The sequence below is a fragment of the uncultured Ralstonia sp. genome (assembly GCA_913056305.1).
Taxonomy (GTDB): Bacteria; Pseudomonadota; Gammaproteobacteria; order Burkholderiales; family Burkholderiaceae; genus Ralstonia.
The window spans coordinates 1-20,349 of the sequence record CAJXMR010000069.1 but is presented as its reverse complement, the minus strand read 5'-3'; the positions used below and the strand labels follow the sequence as shown (position 1 = coordinate 20,349).

Genomic DNA, 20,349 nt, shown 5'->3' with positions numbered 1-20,349 from the left:
CCGCGAAGGCGGCCGTACCGTCGGTGCTGGCGTCGTCGCCAAGATCCTCAAGTAAAAGGCGGATCGATGCGCTGTTCCTCGTAAGGGGCGCGGCGCATCGCCTGTTGCATCGCTCTTTCAATCTACCGGCGGCCCGGCCGCCATGCTCTTTAAGGAAACATCATGCAGAACCAGAAGATCCGTATCCGCCTGAAGGCTTTCGACTACCGCCTGATCGACCAGTCGGCCGCTGAAATCGTTGAAACCGCCAAGCGCACCGGCGCGATCGTCAAGGGCCCGGTGCCCCTGCCGACCCGCATCCAGCGTTTCGACGTCCTGCGTTCGCCGCACGTCAACAAGACCAGCCGCGACCAGTTCGAAATCCGCACGCACCAGCGCCTGATGGACATCGTCGATCCGACCGATAAGACCGTCGACGCGCTGATGAAGCTGGACCTGCCGGCTGGCGTGGATGTCGAGATCAAGCTGCAGTAAGCAACACAACGCTGCCGGAGTCTTCCGGTAACGGGCAAACGGCGAGCCAAGTGCTCGCCGTTTCGCTTTTGGGGCGCCATGTTGCGTCGCTTGCCACACCCGCACGCCCACGGCGCCAATCGCGCTTGCACATAGTCCGCAGCCGGGATATAGTGTAGGGCTACCCCTTTAGTCAGGGGAGTGGGCTGGCCATTTGGCCTCGCGCTGTCTCTTTAGGCGCGGCCCAGTTCAAGATTCGTAGTATCAATCAGCCCCGGCCAATCGCAGCTGGGAATGGAGCAAACCATGAGCCTTGGCCTTGTAGGTCGCAAGGTTGGCATGACCCGTATTTTCACGGACGACGGCGATTCGATTCCCGTCACCGTGCTCGAGGTCGGCGACAACCGCGTGACGCAAATCAAGACGGACGAGACCGACGGTTACACCGCCGTTCAAGTCACCTTCGGCACCCGACGCGCCAGCCGCGTCACCAAGCCGCTGGCGGGTCATCTCGCCAAAGCCGGCGTGGAAGCGGGCGAAGTCATCAAAGAATTCCGAGTGGATGCCGCTCGTGCCGCTGAATTCCAGCCGGGCGCGAACATCAGCGTCGACCTGTTCGAAGTCGGTCAGAAGATCGACGTCCAGGGTGTGACGATTGGTAAGGGCTACGCCGGTACCATCAAGCGTTATCACTTCGCGTCGGGCCGCGCCTCGCACGGTAACTCGCGCTCGCACAACGTGCCGGGCTCGATCGGTATGGCGCAGGATCCGGGCCGCGTGTTCCCGGGTAAGCGCATGACCGGTCACCTGGGTGACGTCACCCGTACCGTCCAGAACCTGGAAATCGCCAAGATCGACGCAGAGCGCAAGCTGCTGCTGGTCAAGGGTGCGATTCCGGGCGCCAAGGGCGGTCAAGTCATCGTCACGCCGGCCGTCAAGGCCCGCGCCAAGAAGGCATAAGGAGCGAACGCATGGAACTGAAGCTGCTCCAGGACAACGGTCAACTCGGCGCTGGCGTTACTGCCTCGCCGGAAGTGTTCGGCCGTGACTATAACGAAGCCCTCGTTCACCAGATCGTCGTCGCTTACCAGGCCAACGCTCGCAGCGGTAACCGTAAGCAGAAGGATCGTGAAGAGGTCTCGCACACGACCAAGAAGCCGTGGCGCCAGAAGGGTACGGGCCGCGCCCGTGCAGGTATGAGCTCCTCCCCGCTGTGGCGCGGGGGTGGTCGTATCTTCCCGAACAGCCCGGAAGAAAACTTCTCGCAGAAGGTCAACAAGAAGATGTACCGCGCCGGCATGCGCTCGATTTATTCGCAGCTTGCCCGTGAAGGTCGCATCAACGTGGTTGACGGCTTCGGTATCGAAGCACCCAAGACCAAGCTGTTGGCCGACAAGTTCCGCGCCATGGGCCTGGATTCGGTGCTTGTGATCACCGATAACATGGACGAAAACCTCTTCCTGGCCTCGCGCAACCTCGCGCATGTGTTCGTGGTTGAGGCGCGTCACGTCGATCCGCTGTCGCTCGTGCACTACAAGAAGGTGCTCGTGACCAAGGCAGCCGTCGCTCAGATCGAGGAGTTGCTGAAATGACGCAAGTTGCCAAGAACGACCATCGCCTGATGCAGGTGCTGCTGTCGCCCGTGGTGTCCGAAAAGGCAACCCTGGTCGCCGACAAGAACGAACAAGTCGTGTTCGAAGTGGCTCGCGACGCCAACAAGGGTGAAGTGAAGGCTGCCGTCGAACTGCTGTTCAAGGTCGAAGTCGAGTCCGTCCAGATCCTGAACCAGAAGGGCAAGCAAAAGCGTTTTGGTCGCTTCATGGGTCGTCGTGACCACGTGAAGAAGGCCTATGTCTCGCTGAAGCCGGGCCAGGAAATCAATTTTGAAGCGGAGGCCAAGTAATCATGGCACTCGTCAAGACCAAGCCGACATCGCCGGGCCGCCGCTCGATGGTGAAGGTCGTCAACCCCGACCTTCACAAGGGTGCGCCGCACGCGCCGCTGCTGGAAAAGCAATTCCAGAAGTCCGGCCGTAACAACAACGGCCACATCACCACCCGTCACAAGGGCGGTGGTCACAAGCATCACTATCGCGTCGTCGATTTCAAGCGTAACGACAAGGACGGTATCCCGGCCAAGATCGAACGCCTGGAATACGATCCGAACCGTAGCGCCAACATCGCGCTGGTGCTGTTCGCCGACGGCGAGCGCCGCTACATCATCGCCCCGAAGGGTGCGGTGGTCGGCCAAGCCGTGGCCAACGGCCCGGAAGCGCCGATCAAGGCCGGTAACAACCTGCCGATCCGCAACATCCCGGTCGGTACGACGATCCACTGCGTGGAAATTCTGCCGGGCAAGGGCGCACAGGTCGCCCGTTCGGCTGGTACGTCCGCCGTGCTGCTGGCTCGCGAAGGCATCTACGCTCAAGTGCGTCTGCGCTCGGGTGAAGTTCGCCGCGTGCACATCGAGTGCCGCGCGACCATCGGTGAAGTCGGCAACGAAGAGCACAGCCTGCGCCAGATCGGCAAGGCCGGTGCGACTCGTTGGCGCGGTATTCGCCCGACCGTTCGCGGCGTGGTGATGAACCCGGTGGATCACCCGCACGGTGGTGGTGAAGGCAAGACCGCTGCTGGTCGTGATCCAGTGTCGCCGTGGGGTACCCCGACCAAGGGCTACCGCACCCGTCGTAACAAGCGCACGGACAGCATGATCGTTCAGCGCCGTCACAAGCGTTAATCGGTAGGTAGGAGCATAGATATGACTCGTTCCGTCAAAAAGGGTCCGTTCATTGACGCCCACCTGCTGAAGAAGGTGGAAGCGGCGGTGCAGACCAAGGACAAGAAGCCCATCAAGACCTGGTCGCGTCGCTCGACCATTCTGCCGGACTTCATCGGCCTGACGATCGCCGTGCACAACGGCCGTCAGCACGTTCCCGTGTACGTCACGGAAAACATGGTTGGCCACAAGCTCGGCGAATTTGCGCTCACGCGTACGTTCAAGGGCCACGCTGCCGACAAGAAAGCGAAGCGATAAGGGGCAATCATGGAAGTTAAAGCGATTCATCGCGGCGCCCGTATCTCCGCACAGAAGACGCGTCTGGTTGCTGACCAGATCCGTGGTCTGCCGATCGAGCGCGCGCTCAACGTTCTGACGTTCAGCCCGAAGAAGGCGGCTGGCATCGTGAAGAAGGTGGTTGAGTCCGCCATCGCGAACGCGGAGCACAACGAAGGCGCCGACATCGACGAGCTGAAGGTCAAGTCGATCTTCATCGACAAGGCTACCTCGCTCAAGCGCTTCACCGCGCGTGCGAAGGGCCGTGGCAACCGCATCGAGAAACAAACCTGTCACATCACTGTGACGCTGGGCAACTAAGGAGTCACGATGGGACAGAAGATTCATCCGACTGGCTTCCGTCTGGCTGTCAGCCGTAACTGGGCTTCGCGTTGGTACGCCAACAACACCCAGTTTGCGGGCATGCTCAAGGAAGACATCGAAGTTCGCGAGTTTCTGAAGAAGAAGCTGAAGAACGCTTCGGTGGGCCGCGTGGTCATCGAGCGTCCGGCCAAGAATGCACGCATCACCATTTACAGCTCGCGTCCGGGCGTGGTGATCGGCAAGAAGGGCGAGGACATCGAACTGCTGAAGGCTGAGCTGCAGCGTCGCATGGGCGTGCCCGTGCACGTGAACATCGAAGAAATCCGCAAGCCGGAAGTCGATGCGCAGCTGATCGCCGATTCGATCACGCAGCAGCTCGAGCGCCGCATCATGTTCCGCCGTGCCATGAAGCGCGCGATGCAGAACGCGATGCGCCTGGGTGCTCAGGGCATCAAGATCATGAGCTCGGGCCGTCTGAACGGTATCGAAATCGCCCGTACCGAGTGGTATCGCGAAGGCCGTGTGCCCCTGCACACGCTGCGCGCTGACATCGACTACGGCTTCTCCGAAGCGGAAACCACCTACGGCATCATCGGTGTCAAGGTGTGGGTGTACAAGGGCGACCATCTGGGTCGCAACGACGCCCCCGTCGTGGAAGAGCCGCAAGAAGAGCGTCGCAAGCGCCCGGGTCGCCCGGAAGGCCGTCGCCGTGAGGGTGACCGCCCGAGCGGTCCGCGCCGCGGTGCTGGTGCAGGTGCCCGCCGTAGCGGTGGCTCCGACGCCAAGACTGGAGAATAAACATGCTGCAACCGAAGCGTAGGAAGTACCGCAAGGAGCAGAAGGGCCGCAATACGGGTATCGCAACGCGCGGTAATGCGGTCTCCTTCGGTGAGTTCGGCCTGAAGGCGATGGGCCGCGGCCGTCTGACCGCCCGTCAGATCGAGTCCGCCCGTCGCGCGATGACCCGCCACATCAAGCGTGGCGGCCGCATCTGGATCCGGATTTTCCCGGACAAGCCGATCTCGAAGAAGCCTGCCGAAGTCCGTATGGGTAACGGTAAGGGCAACCCGGAATACTACGTGGCTGAAATTCAGCCGGGCAAGATGCTGTACGAAATGGACGGCGTTGGCGAAGAACTGGCACGTGAGGCTTTCCGCCTGGCCGCTGCCAAGCTGCCGATCGCGACCAGCTTCGTGGTGCGTCAAGTCGGAACGTAAGGAATACACACCATGAAAGCAACCGAACTGCGCGGCAAGGACGCCGCAGGGCTGAACCAGGAGCTCTCCGAGCTGCTGAAGGCCCAATTTGGCCTGCGCATGCAAAAGGCGACCCAACAGCTGCAGAACTCGAGCCAGCTGAAGAAGGTGCGCCGTGACATCGCGCGTGTTCGCACCGTGATGGGCGAGAAAGGGAGCCAGAAATGACTGAAGCCGCAACGTCCCTGAAGCGCACCCTCGTCGGCCGCGTTGTCAGCAGCAAGATGGACAAGACCGTGACGGTCCTGATCGAAAACCGCGTCAAGCATCCGCTGTACGGCAAGTACGTGGTGCGCTCGAAGAAGTACCATGCGCACGACGAAGCCAACCAGTACAAGGAAGGCGACAAGGTCGAGATCGTGGAATCGCGTCCGATCTCCCGCACCAAGGCCTGGGTGGTGTCGCGTCTGCTGGAAGCCGCACGCGTGATCTAAAACAACAGCAAAGCTATTTGCTGTTGTTGGGCCGAGATTATGTGCTATAGTCTCGGTCTTTCCTTTGTAAGGGTTGTCGGCGATCCAGTCGATGGCCGGTGCGAGGGAAAAGCGAATGGGCCCGGCGGCACTAGCCGTCAGGCAGCTACCGACTTCAAGTTGATCAACCCAATCGCAGTTGGCGCAATGCCAGCGGCCGGCGGGACCAAGACTGATCGCCTCCGCGCATTGTGCGCCTGGCGAATTAAGTTGGGACGAGAACACCATGATTCAGACAGAAAGCCGGCTCGAAGTGGCCGATAACACGGGTGCGCGTGAAGTCATGTGCATCAAGGTGCTGGGCGGCTCGAAGCGCCGCTACGCCAGCGTCGGCGACATCATCAAGGTCAGCGTCAAGGATGCTGCCCCGCGTGGTCGCGTCAAGAAGGGCGACATCTACAACGCCGTGGTGGTGCGTACCGCCAAGGGCGTGCGCCGTCCTGACGGCTCGCTCATCAAGTTCGACGGCAATGCCGCCGTGCTGCTGAACACCAAGCTTGAGCCGATCGGCACCCGTATCTTCGGGCCGGTCACTCGCGAACTCCGTACCGAGCGCTTCATGAAGATCGTGTCGCTCGCGCCGGAAGTGCTGTAATCGGAGGCCGCATGAACAAGATTCGCAAGGGCGATCGCATCATCGTCCGCACCGGCAAGGACAAGGGTAAGCAAGGTACCGTGCTGGCCGTACTCGGCGACCACGTGACCGTGGAAGGCGTGAACGTTGCCAAGAAGCACGTGCGCCCGAACCCGATGCTGGGTACCACGGGTGGTGTGGTCGACAAGGTCATGCCCATCCATATTTCGAACGTTGCGCTCGTGGATGCCAATGGCAAGCCGTCGCGCGTCGGCATCAAGGTTGAAGGCGGCGTGAAGACGCGCGTGCTGAAGACCACCGGTGCTGCCGTCGGCGCTTGATTCTGGGCAATAGAGAGGAGTTGAGCATGACTGCGCGTCTGCAAGAGTTTTACAAAGAGAAGGTTGTGCCGGAACTGATCAAGCAGTTCGGTTACAAGTCCGTGATGGAAGTGCCGCGCATCACCAAGATCACCCTGAACATGGGTCTTGGCGAAGCCATCAATGACAAGAAAGTCATCGAGCACGCCACCGGCGACCTGATCAAGATCGCTGGCCAGAAGCCCATCGTGACGAAGGCCCGCAAGGCCATCGCCGGCTTCAAGATTCGCCAGGGTTACCCGATCGGCACGATGGTCACGCTGCGTGGCCAACGCATGTACGAATTCCTGGACCGCTTCATCACCGTGTCGCTGCCCCGCGTGCGCGACTTCCGCGGTGTGTCGGGCAAGGCGTTCGACGGTCGTGGCAACTACAACATCGGTGTGAAGGAACAGATCATCTTCCCCGAAATTGAGTACGACAAGATCGACGCACTTCGTGGCCTGAACATCAGCATCACGACGACTGCGAAGAATGACGAGGAAGCGAAGGCGCTCCTCGGCGCGTTCAAGTTCCCGTTCCGTAATTAAGGGGTTACCGTGGCTAAATTGTCTCTGATCGAACGCGAAAAGAAGCGTGCCAAGCTGGTGGCTAAGTACGCGCCGAAGCGTGCCGAGTTGGAAGCCATCGTGGCCGACCAAAGCAAGTCGGAAGAAGAGCGTTACGAAGCGCGTCTGAAGCTGCAACAGCTTCCGCGCAACGCCAACCCGACTCGCCAGCGCAATCGCTGCTCGATCACCGGTCGTCCCCGCGGTACGTTCCGTAAGTTCGGCCTGGCGCGCAACAAGCTCCGTGAAATCGCCTTCAAGGGCGAGATCCCGGGTCTGACCAAAGCCAGCTGGTAATCACGCACAGGCTACAGGAGAAACACTATGAGCATGAGCGATCCGATCGCCGATATGCTGACGCGTATCCGCAACGCGCAAGCGGTGGAAAAAGCGTCGGTGGTCATGCCGTCGTCGAAGCTGAAAGCGGCTATCGCCAAGGTCCTGAAGGACGAAGGCTATATCGACGAATTCGCGGTGACCGAGCAGGGCGGCAAGTCCACCCTGACGATTGGTCTGAAGTACTACGCCGGCCGTCCGGTCATCGAGCGCCTGCAGCGCGTCTCGCGACCCGGTCTGCGCGTGTACAAGGGCCGCAATGAAATTCCGCAAGTGATGAACGGCCTGGGTGTCGCCATCATCTCGACCCCGCAGGGTCTGATGACGGACCGCAAAGCCCGCGCAACCGGTGTCGGTGGCGAAGTCATTTGCTACGTCGCCTAAGGAGAGGGAACCATGTCTCGCGTAGGTAAGGCTCCCATCGCGCTGCCCAAGGGCGCCGAAGTCAATTTCGCTGGTGGTCTGCTGACCGTCAAGGGCCCGCTGGGCACCCTGTCGCAGCCGATCCACCAGCTGGTCAAAGTCAACACCGACAACGGCACGATCACGTTCGCGCCGGCAGATGAGTCGCGTGAAGCCAACGCGCTGCAAGGCACGATGCGCGCCCTGACGGCCAACATGGTCAAGGGTGTGACGACGGGCTTCGAGCGCAAGCTGACCCTGGTCGGCGTGGGTTATCGTGCGTCGCTGCAGGGCTCGGCCCTGAAGCTGCAGCTCGGTTTTTCGCATGACGTGATCCATGAGATGCCGGAAGGCGTGAAGGCGGAAACGCCGACGCAGACCGAAATCATCATCAAGGGTTCGGACAAGCAGAAAGTTGGTCAGGTCGCCGCTGAAGTGCGTGGCTATCGCCCGCCTGAGCCCTACAAGGGCAAGGGTGTGCGCTACGCCGATGAGCGCGTGATCCTGAAGGAAACCAAGAAGAAGTAAGGTGCACATCATGAACAAGAACGACTCTCGTCTGCGTCGTGCACGTCAGACCCGCCTGAAGATCGCGGAACTGAACGTTGCTCGTCTGGCTGTGCACCGTACGAACCTGCACATCTATGCGCAGGTCTTCTCGGAAGACGGCACCAAGGTTGTGGCTTCGGCCTCGACGGTGGAAGCCGAAGTCCGCAAGGAACTCAACGGCAACGGCGGCAACGCCGCGGCCGCCGCCCTGGTGGGCAAGCGCATCGCCGAAAAGGCGAAGGCTGCCGGCATCGAAGCAGTGGCATTCGATCGCTCGGGTTTCCGTTATCACGGTCGCGTGAAGGCTCTGGCTGACGCGGCTCGCGAAGCTGGCCTGAAGTTCTAAGCCGGCATAGAGGATATCGTCATGGCAAAAATTCAACCTAAGGTCCAAGGGGACGAACGCGACGACGGTCTTCGCGAGAAGATGATCGCGGTCAACCGTGTGACCAAGGTGGTCAAGGGCGGCCGGATTCTCGGTTTCGCTGCACTGACCGTGGTCGGCGACGGCGATGGCCGTATCGGCATGGGCAAGGGCAAGGCGAAGGAAGTGCCCGTGGCCGTGCAGAAGGCAATGGACGAAGCCCGTCGCAAGATGGTCAAGGTCCCGCTGAAGAACGGTACGCTGCAACACGAAGTGGTTGGCAAGCATGGCGCCGCCAAGGTGCAGATGATGCCCGCGAAGGACGGTACTGGCGTGATCGCCGGCGGCCCGATGCGCGCCATCTTCGAAGTCATGGGCGTGACGAACATCGTGACCAAGTCGCACGGTTCGACCAATCCTTACAACATGGTGCGCGCAACGCTCGACGGCCTGCGCAAGATGAGCACCCCGGCCGAAATTGCCGCCAAGCGCGGCAAGTCGGTCGAAGAGATCCTCGGCTAAGCCGAAGGGATAGGTGAACGATATGTCGCAGAAAACCGTGAAAGTCCAACTCGTGCGCAGCCTGATCGGTACGCGCGAAGACCACCGCGCGACGGTGCGCGGCCTGGGCCTGCGCCGCATGAACTCGGTGTCCGAAGTGCAGGACACGCCCGCAGTGCGCGGCATGATCAACAAGGTGTCCTACCTGGTCAAGGTCATCGGCTAAGGCAAGACGGAGAAGAACATGCAACTGAATAACCTGAAGCCGGCAGCCGGCTCCAAGCACGCCAAGCGCCGCGTCGGTCGCGGTATTGGCTCGGGCCTGGGCAAGACGGCTGGTCGTGGTCACAAGGGTCAGAAGTCGCGTTCGGGTGGTTTCCACAAGGTCGGCTTCGAAGGCGGCCAGATGCCCCTGTATCGTCGTCTGCCCAAGCGTGGTTTCACCTCGCTGACCAAGGAATTCACCGCGGAAGTGCGCCTGGGCGACCTGGCGGGCCTGCCGATCGAGGAAATCGATCTGCTGAGCCTGAAGCAAGCCGGTCTGGTGGGCGAGATGATCAAGAGCGCCAAGGTGATCCTGTCGGGTGAAATCGACAAGAAGGTGGTCCTGAAGGGTATCGGCGCAACGGCCGGGGCGAAGGCCGCGATCGAAGCGGCTGGTGGCTCGCTGGCCTAATAGCCTGCTGTTTCACACTGTCGGAGCATCCGTTTGGCCACGGCGAAACCTAATGTGATGGCACAGGCCAAGAACACGGCCAAGTACGGCGATCTTCGCCGTCGGCTGGTGTTCCTGGTCCTGGCATTGCTGGTGTACCGGATCGGCGCGCACATTCCTGTGCCTGGTATCGATCCGGATCAACTGGCGCAGCTTTTCCAACGGCAGTCGGGCGGCATCCTCGGGATGTTCAACCTGTTCTCCGGTGGCGCGCTGTCGCGTTTCACGGTGTTTGCGCTGGGGATCATGCCGTATATCTCGGCATCGATCATCATGCAGCTGCTGACGATCGTGCTGCCCCAGCTGGAGTCGCTGAAGAAGGAAGGCCAAGCCGGCCAGCGCAAGATTACGCAATACACGCGCTACGGTACGGTCGTTCTGGCGACGTTCCAGGCGCTGGGGATTGCAGTCGCGCTTGAGGCGCAGCCGGGTCTGGTGCTGGATCCGGGCCTGATGTTCCGGGCTACCGCCGTGATGACGCTGGTGACGGGCACGATGTTCCTGATGTGGCTGGGTGAGCAGATCACCGAGCGCGGTCTGGGCAACGGGATCTCGATCATCATCTTCGGCGGGATTGCAGCGGGTCTGCCCAACGCCATCGGCGGGCTGTTTGAGCTGGTGCGTACGGGGTCGATGGGGATTTTCTCCTCGATCCTGGTGGTGGCGATCATTGCTGGGGTGACGTTCGTGGTGGTGTTCATTGAACGCGGCCAGCGCAAGATCCTCGTCAACTACGCCAAGCGCCAGGTTGGTAACAAGATTTATGGCGGTCAGTCGTCGCATCTGCCGCTGAAGTTGAATATGGCTGGGGTGATTCCGCCGATCTTCGCGTCGTCGATCATTCTGTTCCCGGCTACGATCGCAGGCTGGTTTACAGCCGGCAACTCGACGAATCCGGTTGCACGGTTCGTCAAGGACCTGGCGGCGACGCTGTCGCCGGGTCAGCCGGTGTACATCCTGCTGTATGCGGCGGCGATCATCTTCTTCTGTTTCTTCTACACGGCGCTGGTCTATAACAGCCGCGAAGTGGCAGATAACCTGAAGAAGAGTGGGGCGTTCATTCCGGGCATCCGTCCGGGCGAGCAAACCACGCGGTATATCGACAAGATTCTGGTGCGTTTGACCCTGGCGGGTGCGATCTACATCACGCTGGTGTGTCTGTTGCCAGAGTTCTTGGTGCTGCGCTGGAATGTACCGTTCTACTTTGGTGGGACGTCGCTGTTGATCATCGTGGTCGTCACGATGGACTTCATGGCGCAAGTGCAGTCGTATGTGATGTCTCAGCAGTATGAGTCTTTGATGAAGAAGGCGAATTTCAAGGGTAACTTGACGCTCCGTTAAACCGGGCGGTCGCACGAAGCAGAAAGGACATGGCCAAAGACGACGTGATCCAGATGCAGGGTGAGGTGCTGGAAAACCTCCCCAACGCGACATTTCGCGTGAAGCTGGAAAACGGTCACGTTGTGCTGGGCCATATATCCGGGAAGATGCGCATGCATTACATCCGCATCCTGCCTGGAGACAAGGTGACGGTCGAGTTGACTCCGTATGATCTGTCCCGCGCGCGCATCGTATTCCGGGCGAAGTGAGCGGACTGGAATTGAAGGAAGAGGAAAATCATGAAAGTGCTGGCTTCTGTTAAGCGCATTTGCCGCAACTGCAAAATCATCAAGCGCAAGGGCGTGGTGCGTGTGATCTGCTCGTCGGACCCGCGTCATAAGCAGCGCCAAGGCTAATTTCGCAAAGAGGATTGACGAATGGCACGTATCGCAGGGGTCAATATCCCCAACCACCAACATACCGTGATCGGCCTGACGGCTGTGTACGGTATCGGCCGCTCGCGCGCTCAAAAGATTTGCGAGGCTACCGGCGTCCCGACCAACAAGAAGGTCAAGGACCTGACTGACGCGGACTTGGAAAAGCTGCGTGACGAAGTCAACAAGTTCACCGTCGAAGGCGATCTGCGCCGTGAAACGACGATGAACATCAAGCGCCTGATGGACTTGGGCTGCTACCGCGGCGTGCGCCATCGCAAGGGCCTGCCGATGCGTGGTCAGCGTACCCGCACGAATGCCCGTACCCGTAAGGGTCCGCGCAAGGCCGGTATCGCGCTCAAGAAGTAATCCGTCGGCTAAAGGATAGGAACTATGGCAAAAGCAGCGAATACCGCCGCCCAGCGCGCGCGCAAGAAGGTTCGCAAGAACGTCGCCGACGGCATCGCGCACGTTCACGCGTCGTTCAACAACACGATCATCACCATCACCGACCGTCAGGGCAACGCCCTGTCGTGGGCGACGTCGGGCGGCCAGGGCTTCAAGGGCTCGCGCAAGTCGACGCCGTTCGCAGCACAGGTGGCGGCTGAAAGTGCTGGCCGCGTGGCACAGGACCAAGGCATCAAGAACCTGGAAGTGCGCATCAAGGGCCCGGGCCCGGGTCGTGAGTCGGCCGTGCGTGCACTGAACAACCTGGGTATCAAGATCCAGCTGATCGAAGACGTGACGCCGGTGCCGCACAACGGCTGCCGTCCGCCGAAGCGTCGTCGCATCTAAGTGATTTGACCGGCCACGCCAGGCAGCTGGCGAGGTCGGTCTGCGGGTGCTATACTCGCCCGCTTGCCTGTCTTCCGGATTTTTCCGGAAGGCGGGTTTCGTCTTTTCATAAGCCCACCGTTCGCCGCGCTCCGATTATGGAGTTTGATGGCGAACCATCCACAGCGCTCGTCGCCGTGGATGACTGATAACGAAGGAACGCAACGTGGCACGCTATACCGGCCCCAAGGCGAAACTGTCTCGCCGTGAAGGTACTGACCTTTTCCTGAAGAGCGCACGTCGCTCGCTCGCCGACAAGTGCAAGCTGGACAGCAAGCCTGGCCAGCACGGCCGCACCTCCGGCGCCCGCACTTCCGACTACGGCAACCAGCTGCGTGAAAAGCAGAAGGTCAAGCGCATCTACGGCGTGCTGGAGCGTCAGTTCCGCCGCTACTTCGCTGAAGCCGACCGCCGCAAGGGCAACACGGGTGAAACCCTGCTGCAACTGCTGGAATCGCGCCTGGACAACGTCGTCTACCGCATGGGCTTCGGCTCGACCCGCGCTGAAGCGCGTCAGCTGGTGTCGCACAAGGCGATCCTGGTGAACGGTCAAGCCCTGAACGTGCCGTCGGCCCAGATCAAGTCGGGCGACGTGATTGCCATCCGCGAAAAGTCGAAGAAGCAAGTGCGTATCGCTGAATCGCTGACGCTGGCTGAGCAGACCGGCTTCCCGATGTGGGTGGCTGTGGATGCCAAGAAGATGGAAGGCACCTTCAAGCAAGCCCCGGATCGCGCCGATATCGCTGGCGATATCAACGAAAGCCTGATCGTCGAATTGTATTCGCGTTAATGACGGCGCCCGTGCCGCAAGGCGCGGGCATCGAAAGCGCCTCTGGGGACGCTCATCGTCAACGACATTGTGTTCGCGCGCCGGCAGGATCTTGGCGCCGTACCAATCCGAATCGTCACGTGCCGCAACGCGATTGCGGCACGCGCGTCTTCCGTCGCAGTGTCTGCGGCGGGATCTCTCCGGTCCAATCCGTCAGCCTTATCGGTGTAACGAGCCGAGGGTATTGAAATAGGACAACCTATGCAAACAGCACTCCTGAAGCCCAAAATTATTGCGGTTGAGCCGCTTGGCGATCATCACGCGAAGGTCGTCATGGAACCGTTCGAGCGCGGCTATGGCCACACGCTCGGTAACGCGCTGCGCCGCGTGCTGCTGTCGTCGATGGTCGGCTTTGCCCCGACCGAAGTCACGATCGCTGGGGTCGTCCACGAATATTCCACCATCGATGGCGTGCAGGAAGACGTCGTCAACCTGCTGCTGAACCTGAAGGGCGTGGTGTTCAAGCTGCACAACCGTGACGAAGTCACGGTGTCGCTGCGCAAGGAAGGCGAAGGCGTGGTCACGGCTGCCGACATCGAGCTGCCGCACGACGTCGAGATCATCAACCCGGGTCACGTGATCGCCAACCTGTCGGCCGGCGGCAAGCTGGACCTGCAGTTGAAGGTCGAGCAAGGCCGCGGCTACGTGCCGGGCAACGTGCGCAAGTTCGGCGACGAGTCGAGCAAGGTGATCGGCCGCATCGTGCTGGATGCCTCGTTCGCGCCGGTGCGCCGCGTGTCGTACGCGGTTGAGTCTGCCCGTGTGGAGCAGCGTACCGACCTCGACAAGCTGGTGATGAACATCGAGACCAACGGCGTGATCTCGCCGGAAGAAGCGATCCGCCAGTCGGCTCGCATCTTGGTCGACCAGCTGTCGGTGTTCGCCGCCCTGGAAGGCACCGAAAGCGCCGCTGAGGCCGCCGCCGCCCGCGCACCGCAGATCGATCCGATCCTGCTGCGCCCGGTCGACGACCTGGAGCTGACGGTGCGCTCGGCCAACTGCCTGAAGGCCGAGAACATCTACTACATCGGCGACCTGATCCAGCGTACCGAGAACGAGCTGCTCAAGACCCCGAACCTGGGTCGCAAGTCGCTCAACGAGATCAAGGAAGTCCTCGCTTCGCGTGGCCTGACGCTCGGCATGAAGCTCGAGAACTGGCCGCCCGCAGGTCTCGAGAAGTAAGTTGTAGTTGTCGGCCGGTGCGTGTGCGCCGGCCGGTTTGTTCCCGCCGTCGTAGTCTGGACGGCCTATTGTTAAAGCCACCGGCCCGCGCCGCGCAAGCAGCGATAGAAGAGCTGGTCAAACACTCTTAAGAAGGAATCATCATGCGTCACCGTCATGGTTTGCGGAAACTGAACCGCACCTCGTCGCACCGCCTCGCGATGCTGCGCAACATGTCCAACTCGCTGCTGCAGCACGAGCTGATCAAGACCACGCTGCCGAAGGCCAAGGAACTGCGCAAGGTCGTCGAGCCGCTGATCACGCTGGCCAAGAAGGACACCGTCGCCAACCGCCGCCTGGCCTTCGCCCGCCTGCGCGACCGCGACATGGTCACCAAGCTGTTCAACGAACTGGGCCCGCGTTTCGCGACCCGTCCGGGCGGCTACACCCGTATCCTGAAGTTCGGCTTCCGTCAGGGCGACAACGCGCCGATGGCGCTGGTCGAACTGCTCGACCGTCCGGAAGTTGCCGAGGCTGTGGACGCTGAAGGCGCTGCCGAGTAAGGTCAGCCGGGGGTTGCCGGTGCGACATGACGTCGCGCCGAGCATCCCCAAGATGCGCGTTTCAGGCGCGCATTACAATGAAGCCAGGATTCACGTCCTGGCTTTTTTGTTGCCTGCGCACGCGGTGGGCGTGGTCGCGGGGCGTGTTCAAGGAGTTCCCATGTCGCCGGAAACCGACGTGCTGCTGGTGCTGACCAACTTGCCCGATGGCGACAGTGTCGACCGTGTCACCAAAGTCGTGCTGGAATCTCGCACGGCCGCATGTGTCAATCAGATGCCGGCCTGCGTGTCGTCGTACTGGTGGAATGGTGTGATCGAGCATGCAACCGAGATCCCGCTGCTGATCAAGACCACGCGCGCGGCGTACCCAGCGCTGGAGGCGGCGTTGCGCAAGGCGCACCCTTACGAGGTGCCCGAGATCATCGCGGTGCCGGTAGAGGCCGGCCTGCCGGCGTATCTGGCGTGGGTGGTGGCTGAAACCCGCCCACGCTCCGTTTGATGTCCGAGTGCTGTTGATATGACGTCTTCTGTGTCCTTGCTTATCCGACGCGCCCTGCAATTGCTGGCCCTGTTGATTGCCACGGCGACGTTGGCATTACCTGCCCGCGCGGCCGACGATTTGCTGCCCCCGGAACAGGCCTTCCGCTTCAGTGCGACGCAGGTGGACGGGCAGACCGTCGAGGTGAAGTTCGCCATCGCTGACGGCTATTACATGTACCGCGAGCGGCTGTCCGTGGCGGCCGACCCGGCCACGGCGGCGTTCGCGCCGCTGGAGTTGCCTGCCGGCCACGTCAAGTTCGACGAGACGTTCAACAAGAATGTCGAGACGTATCGGCATGAGTTGGCTTTCCGTGTGAAAGCGCAGAGCGCGAGCGCCCCGTTCACGCTGGTGGTGACCTCGCAGGGGTGCGCGGATCAGGGGGTGTGCTACCCGCCGATGAAGAGCCGCTTCCATGTCGAGCCGACCTCCATGGCGTCACGCGAGCGCCCTGCCGCCGGATCGACCGATACCTCAGGCCGCATCGCCAGCACGCTGGGCAGCGGCAATCTTGGCGCGATCGCCGCGCTGTTCTTCGGGCTCGGTTTGCTGCTGACGTTCACGCCGTGCGTGCTGCCCATGCTGCCGATCGTGTCGGCCATCGTGGTGGGCGAGCACGCCACGCGCACGCGGGCCGCGGCGGTGTCGGTGGCGTACGTGGCGGGCATGGCCCTCGTGTACACGGCACTGGGCGTGGCGGCCGGGCTGGCAGGGCAGGGCCTGCAGGCGGCACTGCAGAACGCCTGGGTACTGGGTGCATTTGCGCTGCTGATGGTGCTGCTGTCCCTGTCGATGTTCGGTCTGTACGAGCTGCAGTTGCCGGCGTCGTGGCACCACCACCTGACGCAGGCCTCGAACAAGCTGAGCGGCGGGCAGATCGTCGGCGCCGCCGTCATGGGCGCGCTGTCGGCGCTGATCGTGTCGCCGTGTGTGACGCCGGCGCTGGCCGGGGCGCTCGCCTACATCGCCCAGACCGGCAATGCCACCATCGGGGGCGCGGCGTTGCTGTCGCTGTCGGTCGGCATGGGCGTGCCGCTGATCCTGGTGGGGATGGGTGCGGGCAACCTGCTGCCACGCTCGGGTCGCTGGCTGGTGGTGACCAAGGCGGTCTTCGGCTTCATCCTGCTGGCGGTGGCCTTGTGGATCGTGCAGCCGGTGCTGCCGTCGTGGCTGGTGATGGTGGCGTGGGGCGCGTTGCTGATCGGCGCCGCCGTGTTTCTGCGGACGTTCGATTCGCTGCCGGATGGGGCGGGCAACGTGCAGCGGTTGGGCAAGGTGGTTGGCGTGTTGCTGGCGCTGGCGGGGGCGGCCCAGTTGGTGGGGGTGGCCGCCGGCGGGCGCGATCCGCTGCAGCCACTGTCTGGCGTGATGCGTGCGTCGACCGGCGCATCCGCGCAAGCCGATGCGCATGGCGTTACCTTCAAGCGCGTGAAGAGCAGCGCCGAACTCGACGCCGAAGTGCGCAACGCCAGTGCGTCGGGTCGCGCGGTGATGCTCGATTTCTACGCCGACTGGTGCGTGAGCTGCAAGGAGATGGAGCGCCTGACCTTCACCGATGCGCGGGTGCGCACGGCGCTCGCCGAGTTGGTGCTGCTGCAGGCCGACGTGACGGCCAACTCTGCGGATGACCAGGCGCTGCTCAAGCGCTTTGGCCTGTTCGGCCCGCCCGGCACGGTCTTCTTCGACCCGCAGGGCAAGGAGGTGTCTGCGCGCGTGATCGGGTTCGAGCCCGTCGACACCTTCCTCGAGAGCCTGCGCCGCGCGCTGGGCGCGACGCAAACCACTAAGCCGACCGCTTGATCAGCCGCGCAGCAAGCGAGCGGCGTCCAGCGCGAAGTACGTCAGGATGCCGTTTGCGCCCGCGCGCTTGAACGCCAGCAGCGATTCCAGCACGACCTTGTCGTGGTCCAGCCAGCCGTTCTGCGCGGCGGCCTTGAGCATCGCGTATTCGCCGCTGACCTGGTAGACATAGGTCGGGAAGCGGAATTCGTCCTTCACGCGGCGCACGATGTCGAGGTACGGCATGCCGGGCTTGACCATCACCATGTCGGCGCCCTCGGCGATGTCGAGCGCGACTTCGCGCAGCGCCTCGTCGGAGTTGGCCGGGTCCATCTGGTAGGTCATCTTGTTGCTCTTGCCCAGGTTGGCCGCCGAGCCCACCGCATCCCGGAACGGGCCATAGAACGCCGACGCGTACTTGGCCGCGTAGGCCATGATGCGCGTGTAGATGTGGTCCTCGTTCTCCAGCGCCATGCGGATCGCGCCGATGCGGCCGTCCATCATGTCCGACGGCGCGACGATGTCCACGCCGGCCGCAGCCTGCACCAGGGCCTGACGCGTCAGGATCTCGACGGTCTCTTCGTTGAGCACATAGCCGTTGGCATCGAGCACGCCGTCCTGGCCGTGGCTCGTGTACGGATCGAGCGCCACGTCAGTGAGGATGCCGAGCTCCGGGAAGCGCGCCTTGAGCGCCTTCACCGCACGCGGCACCAGGCCCTCGGGGTTGGTCGCCTCGATGCCGTCCGGCGTCTTGAGCGACGGCTCGATGACGGGGAACAGCGCCAGCACCGGAATGCCCAGCTGCACGCACTGCTCGGCCACGCCCAGCAGCAGGTCGACCGAGACGCGCTCGACGCCGGGCATCGACGACACGGCCTGGCGCACGTTGGTGCCTTCCAGGATGAAGACGGGGTAGATCAGGTCATCGGCCGTCAGGCGCGACTCGCGCATCATGCGGCGGGAGAAATCGTCGCGGCGCATGCGGCGCGGACGATGGTCGGGGAAGCTTGCGATCATGTTAGGAACACACTGTGAAGTTTGAAAACTTTCCGCACGATTATCCATCCTACGCACGGACAATGCGTCAGCGACGCTGACCCAGCGTCCCCCGCGGCGCCTCCCTGACGCGGGTTCCCATCGATGGCTCGATGGGGTCATTACCCCCGTTGCGCGTTTGGCGACGGGGTTTTTTTTGCCGGTGCGGTCTCGGGCGAGGGCAGCGACGCTTCCGGCAGATTGAGCCAGCCTGCGACAATTCGCTGCGCCTCTTCGATGCCGCGGCGCTTCAGGCTCGAGAACAACTGCACCGTGAGCGACACCTCGCCGTCGATCTGCGCTTGGTAGTCGGCCAGCACCTTGCGCGCGGCCATCAGCGCGCGCGAGGCGTCGTTGCTGGTCAGCTTGTCGGCCTTGGTGAGCAGCACGTGGATCGGCTTACCCGTCGGCAGGAACCACTCGACCATCTGGCAATCGAGGTCGGTGAAGGGGCGGCGCGCGTCCATCATGATGACCAGGCCGGCCAGCTGCGCGCGCGCCTTCACATAGTCGCCGAGCAGGTGGACCCAGTGCGATTTGGTCTCACCCGGCGCTTCGGCATAGCCGTAGCCGGGCAGGTCGACCAGGAAGCCGAGCGGGTCTTCCGCCTTGGCCGGCATCACCGAGAAATAGTTGATGTGCTGCGTGCGGCCGGGCGTCTTGCTGGAGAAGGCCAGCCGCTTCTGGTTGCACAGGATGTTGATGGCCGTCGATTTGCCCGCGTTGGAGCGGCCCGCAAACGCGACTTCGGGCACGGCCGTGGCCGGTAAATCGCGCAAATGATTGACGGTGATGAAGAAACGGGCTTGATGCAGGAGCGACATACGCGGCAATGCTTGTAGACTGCGTGGGTTGCTGCGCCGCGAGGTCGCATTGCAGAAGGCTTATTGTACAATACGCCGGTTTACGGACGTCCCCACCAGTTCCGTCGCAGGACCGCCCCGAGAGCCCGGGCCGGTCCGTTTTCATGCGGTGGCCCTGGCGACAGGAGAAGGGGGCGCCCGGCGCCGCTGGGTTCGGCATTGCGCGTCCTGACGGTGCACGCAGCAGCATTTAAAACAATCTAGACAAGGTGTGCGAATGAACCGCATCGCGAATGTTCTTGCTGTCGCAGCGCTGTCCCTGGCATCGGCCTTTTCCGTGGCCCATGCCGAAGAACAGAAAGTCGCCAAAGCCGATGCGGCGCGCGGCGAGACGATCTTCAACACTGGCATCCCCGCCAACGGCGTGCCAGCGTGTACCAGCTGCCACGGCACGGGCGGCAACAGCGCGATGAACGTCAACCCGAAGCTGGCCGGCCAGCATGGTGAATACATCGAGAAGCAACTCAAGGACTTCAAGGCCAAGACCGAGCGCACCCACGCGGTGATGTCGGTCTACGCAGGTGCGTTGTCCGATCAGGACATGAAGGACGTCGGCGCGTACCTCGCCAAGCAACCGGCCTGGAAGCCGGGCTCGGCCAAGAGCAAGGACACCATCGAGCTGGGCCAGAAGCTGTATCGCGGCGGTGACATCAAGCGCGGTATCGCGGCGTGTGCAGGCTGCCACGGCCCGACCGGTGCCGGCATCCCGGCGCAGTATCCGCGTATCGCCGGCCAGTTTGCCGAGTACACCGAAGCTCAGCTGGTCGCGTTCCAGGACGGCACCCGCAAGAACAGCGTGCAGATGCATGATCTGGCCGGCCGCATGACGGCGCAGCAGATCAAGGCGGTGGCCGACTACGTCGCCGGCCTGCGTTAATCTGCTGCACCCGGCCGTCGTGAGGGCGGCCGCTTACACAACAAGAAAAAAGGGTGGCATGCGTCTGGCATCGCCGCCCTTTTTTCGTTTCTGAACAGGCATTGCATGTCTTCGCGCATTTCTTCGGCCTCCACCTCCGGCGTCCAGATCCGCTCCCGCCGCCGCGCGCTGCGCGAGACGGTCGAGCTGC

At 62.3% G+C, this 20,349-nt stretch carries 35 protein-coding genes; 32 read left to right on the top strand and 3 right to left on the bottom strand.

The genetic code is table 11. The features are described from left to right. Nucleotides 1–162 precede the first annotated feature (162 nt). From rpsJ to QZ609_RS12980, 31 genes are all read left to right on the top strand, one after another. Nucleotides 163–474, top strand: coding sequence for a 30S ribosomal protein S10 (rpsJ, locus tag QZ609_RS13130; RefSeq protein ID WP_004634473.1), 312 nt, complete (start codon nucleotides 163–165; stop codon nucleotides 472–474). A 285-nt stretch (nucleotides 475–759) separates the two neighbouring features. After that, nucleotides 760–1,413 carry a 50S ribosomal protein L3 gene (rplC, locus tag QZ609_RS13125; RefSeq protein ID WP_295495301.1) on the top strand — a complete coding sequence of 218 codons (654 nt, stop codon included), beginning with the start codon at nucleotides 760–762 and terminating at the stop codon, nucleotides 1,411–1,413. An 11-nt stretch (nucleotides 1,414–1,424) separates the two neighbouring features. Beyond that, a complete protein-coding gene (gene rplD, locus QZ609_RS13120; RefSeq protein ID WP_295495299.1) occupies nucleotides 1,425–2,045 on the top strand; it encodes a 50S ribosomal protein L4 in 621 nt (206 codons plus the stop codon). Continuing rightward, a complete protein-coding gene (rplW, locus tag QZ609_RS13115) occupies nucleotides 2,042–2,356 on the top strand; it encodes a 50S ribosomal protein L23 (RefSeq protein ID WP_003264114.1) in 315 nt (104 codons plus the stop codon). Before rplD ends, rplW begins: the two co-directional genes overlap by 4 nt. A gap of 2 nt (nucleotides 2,357–2,358) precedes the next feature. Beyond that, a complete protein-coding gene (rplB, locus tag QZ609_RS13110) occupies nucleotides 2,359–3,189 on the top strand; it encodes a 50S ribosomal protein L2 (RefSeq protein WP_295495293.1) in 831 nt (276 codons plus the stop codon). Between the two features lie 21 nt (nucleotides 3,190–3,210). Beyond that, the gene (gene rpsS, locus QZ609_RS13105) at nucleotides 3,211–3,486 is read left to right on the top strand and encodes a 30S ribosomal protein S19 (RefSeq protein WP_004634478.1); all 276 of its coding nucleotides are present in this window, start codon (nucleotides 3,211–3,213) and stop codon (nucleotides 3,484–3,486) included. Nucleotides 3,487–3,495: 9 nt separating this feature from the next. Further along, complete coding sequence (gene rplV / locus QZ609_RS13100; protein WP_223995668.1) at nucleotides 3,496–3,825, top strand: 50S ribosomal protein L22; 330 nt, start codon at nucleotides 3,496–3,498, stop codon at nucleotides 3,823–3,825. A 9-nt stretch (nucleotides 3,826–3,834) separates the two neighbouring features. Then, the gene (gene rpsC / locus QZ609_RS13095; protein ID WP_295495287.1) at nucleotides 3,835–4,626 is read left to right on the top strand and encodes a 30S ribosomal protein S3; all 792 of its coding nucleotides are present in this window, start codon (nucleotides 3,835–3,837) and stop codon (nucleotides 4,624–4,626) included. 2 nt (nucleotides 4,627–4,628) lie between these two features. Further along, complete coding sequence (rplP, locus tag QZ609_RS13090) at nucleotides 4,629–5,045, top strand: 50S ribosomal protein L16 (protein WP_003264123.1); 417 nt, start codon at nucleotides 4,629–4,631, stop codon at nucleotides 5,043–5,045. Between the two features lie 12 nt (nucleotides 5,046–5,057). Beyond that, nucleotides 5,058–5,252 carry a 50S ribosomal protein L29 gene (gene rpmC / locus QZ609_RS13085; protein ID WP_295495282.1) on the top strand — a complete coding sequence of 65 codons (195 nt, stop codon included), beginning with the start codon at nucleotides 5,058–5,060 and terminating at the stop codon, nucleotides 5,250–5,252. Beyond that, nucleotides 5,249–5,518, top strand: a complete 270-nt coding sequence (gene rpsQ / locus QZ609_RS13080) for a 30S ribosomal protein S17 (protein WP_295495279.1) — start codon at nucleotides 5,249–5,251, stop codon at nucleotides 5,516–5,518. The genes rpmC and rpsQ overlap by 4 nt, the downstream gene beginning before the upstream one ends. Before the next feature lie 265 nt (nucleotides 5,519–5,783). After that, complete coding sequence (gene rplN / locus QZ609_RS13075) at nucleotides 5,784–6,152, top strand: 50S ribosomal protein L14 (protein ID WP_003264129.1); 369 nt, start codon at nucleotides 5,784–5,786, stop codon at nucleotides 6,150–6,152. 11 nt (nucleotides 6,153–6,163) lie between these two features. Then, nucleotides 6,164–6,472, top strand: a complete 309-nt coding sequence (rplX, locus tag QZ609_RS13070) for a 50S ribosomal protein L24 (RefSeq protein ID WP_295495271.1) — start codon at nucleotides 6,164–6,166, stop codon at nucleotides 6,470–6,472. 26 nt (nucleotides 6,473–6,498) lie between these two features. Next, nucleotides 6,499–7,041: a 50S ribosomal protein L5 gene (rplE, locus tag QZ609_RS13065; protein ID WP_295495268.1), complete on the top strand. Its 543-nt coding sequence runs from the start codon at nucleotides 6,499–6,501 to the stop codon at nucleotides 7,039–7,041. Between the two features lie 9 nt (nucleotides 7,042–7,050). Further along, entirely contained in the window at nucleotides 7,051–7,356 is a 306-nt protein-coding gene (gene rpsN, locus QZ609_RS13060) for a 30S ribosomal protein S14 (protein WP_295495265.1), read from the top strand. Nucleotides 7,357–7,383: 27 nt separating this feature from the next. Beyond that, on the top strand, nucleotides 7,384–7,779 hold the full coding sequence (rpsH, locus tag QZ609_RS13055; protein ID WP_295495262.1) for a 30S ribosomal protein S8: 396 nt from the start codon (nucleotides 7,384–7,386) through the stop codon (nucleotides 7,777–7,779). 12 nt (nucleotides 7,780–7,791) lie between these two features. Then, nucleotides 7,792–8,325, top strand: a complete 534-nt coding sequence (gene rplF, locus QZ609_RS13050; RefSeq protein WP_295495259.1) for a 50S ribosomal protein L6 — start codon at nucleotides 7,792–7,794, stop codon at nucleotides 8,323–8,325. A 10-nt stretch (nucleotides 8,326–8,335) separates the two neighbouring features. Further along, nucleotides 8,336–8,692 carry a 50S ribosomal protein L18 gene (rplR, locus tag QZ609_RS13045; protein WP_247531599.1) on the top strand — a complete coding sequence of 119 codons (357 nt, stop codon included), beginning with the start codon at nucleotides 8,336–8,338 and terminating at the stop codon, nucleotides 8,690–8,692. A gap of 21 nt (nucleotides 8,693–8,713) precedes the next feature. Continuing rightward, nucleotides 8,714–9,232 carry a 30S ribosomal protein S5 gene (rpsE, locus tag QZ609_RS13040; protein ID WP_013211230.1) on the top strand — a complete coding sequence of 173 codons (519 nt, stop codon included), beginning with the start codon at nucleotides 8,714–8,716 and terminating at the stop codon, nucleotides 9,230–9,232. A 22-nt stretch (nucleotides 9,233–9,254) separates the two neighbouring features. Continuing rightward, entirely contained in the window at nucleotides 9,255–9,437 is a 183-nt protein-coding gene (gene rpmD / locus QZ609_RS13035) for a 50S ribosomal protein L30 (protein ID WP_295495249.1), read from the top strand. 18 nt (nucleotides 9,438–9,455) lie between these two features. Next, on the top strand, nucleotides 9,456–9,887 hold the full coding sequence (gene rplO / locus QZ609_RS13030; protein ID WP_295495246.1) for a 50S ribosomal protein L15: 432 nt from the start codon (nucleotides 9,456–9,458) through the stop codon (nucleotides 9,885–9,887). A 57-nt stretch (nucleotides 9,888–9,944) separates the two neighbouring features. Further along, the gene (gene secY / locus QZ609_RS13025) at nucleotides 9,945–11,267 is read left to right on the top strand and encodes a preprotein translocase subunit SecY (RefSeq protein ID WP_295495243.1); all 1,323 of its coding nucleotides are present in this window, start codon (nucleotides 9,945–9,947) and stop codon (nucleotides 11,265–11,267) included. A 29-nt stretch (nucleotides 11,268–11,296) separates the two neighbouring features. Next, complete coding sequence (infA, locus tag QZ609_RS13020; RefSeq protein WP_003264140.1) at nucleotides 11,297–11,515, top strand: translation initiation factor IF-1; 219 nt, start codon at nucleotides 11,297–11,299, stop codon at nucleotides 11,513–11,515. A 30-nt stretch (nucleotides 11,516–11,545) separates the two neighbouring features. Beyond that, complete coding sequence (gene rpmJ / locus QZ609_RS13015) at nucleotides 11,546–11,662, top strand: 50S ribosomal protein L36 (RefSeq protein WP_003264141.1); 117 nt, start codon at nucleotides 11,546–11,548, stop codon at nucleotides 11,660–11,662. 21 nt (nucleotides 11,663–11,683) lie between these two features. Beyond that, complete coding sequence (gene rpsM, locus QZ609_RS13010) at nucleotides 11,684–12,049, top strand: 30S ribosomal protein S13 (protein ID WP_295495214.1); 366 nt, start codon at nucleotides 11,684–11,686, stop codon at nucleotides 12,047–12,049. 24 nt (nucleotides 12,050–12,073) lie between these two features. Then, nucleotides 12,074–12,475, top strand: a complete 402-nt coding sequence (rpsK, locus tag QZ609_RS13005) for a 30S ribosomal protein S11 (RefSeq protein WP_003264143.1) — start codon at nucleotides 12,074–12,076, stop codon at nucleotides 12,473–12,475. Between the two features lie 205 nt (nucleotides 12,476–12,680). Continuing rightward, nucleotides 12,681–13,304 carry a 30S ribosomal protein S4 gene (gene rpsD / locus QZ609_RS13000; protein ID WP_295495178.1) on the top strand — a complete coding sequence of 208 codons (624 nt, stop codon included), beginning with the start codon at nucleotides 12,681–12,683 and terminating at the stop codon, nucleotides 13,302–13,304. Nucleotides 13,305–13,544: 240 nt separating this feature from the next. Beyond that, complete coding sequence (rpoA, locus tag QZ609_RS12995; protein ID WP_295495175.1) at nucleotides 13,545–14,525, top strand: DNA-directed RNA polymerase subunit alpha; 981 nt, start codon at nucleotides 13,545–13,547, stop codon at nucleotides 14,523–14,525. Between the two features lie 143 nt (nucleotides 14,526–14,668). Further along, nucleotides 14,669–15,067: a 50S ribosomal protein L17 gene (gene rplQ, locus QZ609_RS12990; RefSeq protein WP_295495173.1), complete on the top strand. Its 399-nt coding sequence runs from the start codon at nucleotides 14,669–14,671 to the stop codon at nucleotides 15,065–15,067. 160 nt (nucleotides 15,068–15,227) lie between these two features. Continuing rightward, nucleotides 15,228–15,566: a divalent-cation tolerance protein CutA gene (cutA, locus tag QZ609_RS12985; RefSeq protein ID WP_295495170.1), complete on the top strand. Its 339-nt coding sequence runs from the start codon at nucleotides 15,228–15,230 to the stop codon at nucleotides 15,564–15,566. Between the two features lie 18 nt (nucleotides 15,567–15,584). After that, entirely contained in the window at nucleotides 15,585–17,405 is a 1,821-nt protein-coding gene (locus tag QZ609_RS12980; protein ID WP_295495168.1) for a protein-disulfide reductase DsbD, read from the top strand. On the opposite strand, the gene hemB is transcribed toward QZ609_RS12980, so the two are convergent. After that, a complete protein-coding gene (gene hemB / locus QZ609_RS12975; protein WP_295495165.1) occupies nucleotides 17,406–18,401 on the bottom strand; it encodes a porphobilinogen synthase in 996 nt (331 codons plus the stop codon). A gap of 140 nt (nucleotides 18,402–18,541) precedes the next feature. Beyond that, nucleotides 18,542–19,243: a ribosome biogenesis GTP-binding protein YihA/YsxC gene (gene yihA / locus QZ609_RS12970; protein WP_295495163.1), complete on the bottom strand. Its 702-nt coding sequence runs from the start codon at nucleotides 19,241–19,243 to the stop codon at nucleotides 18,542–18,544. 256 nt (nucleotides 19,244–19,499) lie between these two features. Here yihA and QZ609_RS12965 point away from each other — a divergent pair, with 256 nt between their 5' ends. Further along, a complete protein-coding gene (locus QZ609_RS12965) occupies nucleotides 19,500–20,159 on the top strand; it encodes a c-type cytochrome (protein ID WP_295495160.1) in 660 nt (219 codons plus the stop codon). On the opposite strand, the gene QZ609_RS12960 is transcribed toward QZ609_RS12965, so the two are convergent. Beyond that, nucleotides 20,156–20,349: hypothetical protein (locus tag QZ609_RS12960; protein ID WP_295495157.1), on the bottom strand; the 194-nt coding region annotated here is incomplete at its 5' end. The two genes, QZ609_RS12965 and QZ609_RS12960, sit on opposite strands and share 4 nt — an antisense overlap.

Excerpts from the sequence above, each read along its gene's own strand:
- rpsJ (WP_004634473.1), top strand. The coding sequence starts at position 163 with ATGCAGAACCAGAAGATCCGTATCCGCCTGAAGGCTTTCGACTACCGC.
- rplC (WP_295495301.1), top strand. The coding sequence starts at position 760 with ATGAGCCTTGGCCTTGTAGGTCGCAAGGTTGGCATGACCCGTATTTTC.
- rplD (WP_295495299.1), top strand. The coding sequence starts at position 1,425 with ATGGAACTGAAGCTGCTCCAGGACAACGGTCAACTCGGCGCTGGCGTT.
- rplW (WP_003264114.1), top strand. The coding sequence starts at position 2,042 with ATGACGCAAGTTGCCAAGAACGACCATCGCCTGATGCAGGTGCTGCTG.
- rplB (WP_295495293.1), top strand. The coding sequence starts at position 2,359 with ATGGCACTCGTCAAGACCAAGCCGACATCGCCGGGCCGCCGCTCGATG.
- rpsS (WP_004634478.1), top strand. The coding sequence starts at position 3,211 with ATGACTCGTTCCGTCAAAAAGGGTCCGTTCATTGACGCCCACCTGCTG.
- rplV (WP_223995668.1), top strand. The coding sequence starts at position 3,496 with ATGGAAGTTAAAGCGATTCATCGCGGCGCCCGTATCTCCGCACAGAAG.
- rpsC (WP_295495287.1), top strand. The coding sequence starts at position 3,835 with ATGGGACAGAAGATTCATCCGACTGGCTTCCGTCTGGCTGTCAGCCGT.
- rplP (WP_003264123.1), top strand. The coding sequence starts at position 4,629 with ATGCTGCAACCGAAGCGTAGGAAGTACCGCAAGGAGCAGAAGGGCCGC.
- rpmC (WP_295495282.1), top strand. The coding sequence starts at position 5,058 with ATGAAAGCAACCGAACTGCGCGGCAAGGACGCCGCAGGGCTGAACCAG.
- rpsQ (WP_295495279.1), top strand. The coding sequence starts at position 5,249 with ATGACTGAAGCCGCAACGTCCCTGAAGCGCACCCTCGTCGGCCGCGTT.
- rplN (WP_003264129.1), top strand. The coding sequence starts at position 5,784 with ATGATTCAGACAGAAAGCCGGCTCGAAGTGGCCGATAACACGGGTGCG.
- rplX (WP_295495271.1), top strand. The coding sequence starts at position 6,164 with ATGAACAAGATTCGCAAGGGCGATCGCATCATCGTCCGCACCGGCAAG.
- rplE (WP_295495268.1), top strand. The coding sequence starts at position 6,499 with ATGACTGCGCGTCTGCAAGAGTTTTACAAAGAGAAGGTTGTGCCGGAA.
- rpsH (WP_295495262.1), top strand. The coding sequence starts at position 7,384 with ATGAGCATGAGCGATCCGATCGCCGATATGCTGACGCGTATCCGCAAC.
- rplF (WP_295495259.1), top strand. The coding sequence starts at position 7,792 with ATGTCTCGCGTAGGTAAGGCTCCCATCGCGCTGCCCAAGGGCGCCGAA.
- rplR (WP_247531599.1), top strand. The coding sequence starts at position 8,336 with ATGAACAAGAACGACTCTCGTCTGCGTCGTGCACGTCAGACCCGCCTG.
- rpsE (WP_013211230.1), top strand. The coding sequence starts at position 8,714 with ATGGCAAAAATTCAACCTAAGGTCCAAGGGGACGAACGCGACGACGGT.
- rpmD (WP_295495249.1), top strand. The coding sequence starts at position 9,255 with ATGTCGCAGAAAACCGTGAAAGTCCAACTCGTGCGCAGCCTGATCGGT.
- rplO (WP_295495246.1), top strand. The coding sequence starts at position 9,456 with ATGCAACTGAATAACCTGAAGCCGGCAGCCGGCTCCAAGCACGCCAAG.
- secY (WP_295495243.1), top strand. The coding sequence starts at position 9,945 with ATGGCACAGGCCAAGAACACGGCCAAGTACGGCGATCTTCGCCGTCGG.
- infA (WP_003264140.1), top strand. The coding sequence starts at position 11,297 with ATGGCCAAAGACGACGTGATCCAGATGCAGGGTGAGGTGCTGGAAAAC.
- rpmJ (WP_003264141.1), top strand. The coding sequence starts at position 11,546 with ATGAAAGTGCTGGCTTCTGTTAAGCGCATTTGCCGCAACTGCAAAATC.
- rpsM (WP_295495214.1), top strand. The coding sequence starts at position 11,684 with ATGGCACGTATCGCAGGGGTCAATATCCCCAACCACCAACATACCGTG.
- rpsK (WP_003264143.1), top strand. The coding sequence starts at position 12,074 with ATGGCAAAAGCAGCGAATACCGCCGCCCAGCGCGCGCGCAAGAAGGTT.
- rpoA (WP_295495175.1), top strand. The coding sequence starts at position 13,545 with ATGCAAACAGCACTCCTGAAGCCCAAAATTATTGCGGTTGAGCCGCTT.
- rplQ (WP_295495173.1), top strand. The coding sequence starts at position 14,669 with ATGCGTCACCGTCATGGTTTGCGGAAACTGAACCGCACCTCGTCGCAC.
- cutA (WP_295495170.1), top strand. The coding sequence starts at position 15,228 with ATGTCGCCGGAAACCGACGTGCTGCTGGTGCTGACCAACTTGCCCGAT.
- QZ609_RS12980 (WP_295495168.1), top strand. The coding sequence starts at position 15,585 with ATGACGTCTTCTGTGTCCTTGCTTATCCGACGCGCCCTGCAATTGCTG.
- hemB (WP_295495165.1), bottom strand. The coding sequence starts at position 18,401 with ATGATCGCAAGCTTCCCCGACCATCGTCCGCGCCGCATGCGCCGCGAC.
- yihA (WP_295495163.1), bottom strand. The coding sequence starts at position 19,243 with ATGTCGCTCCTGCATCAAGCCCGTTTCTTCATCACCGTCAATCATTTG.
- QZ609_RS12965 (WP_295495160.1), top strand. The coding sequence starts at position 19,500 with ATGAACCGCATCGCGAATGTTCTTGCTGTCGCAGCGCTGTCCCTGGCA.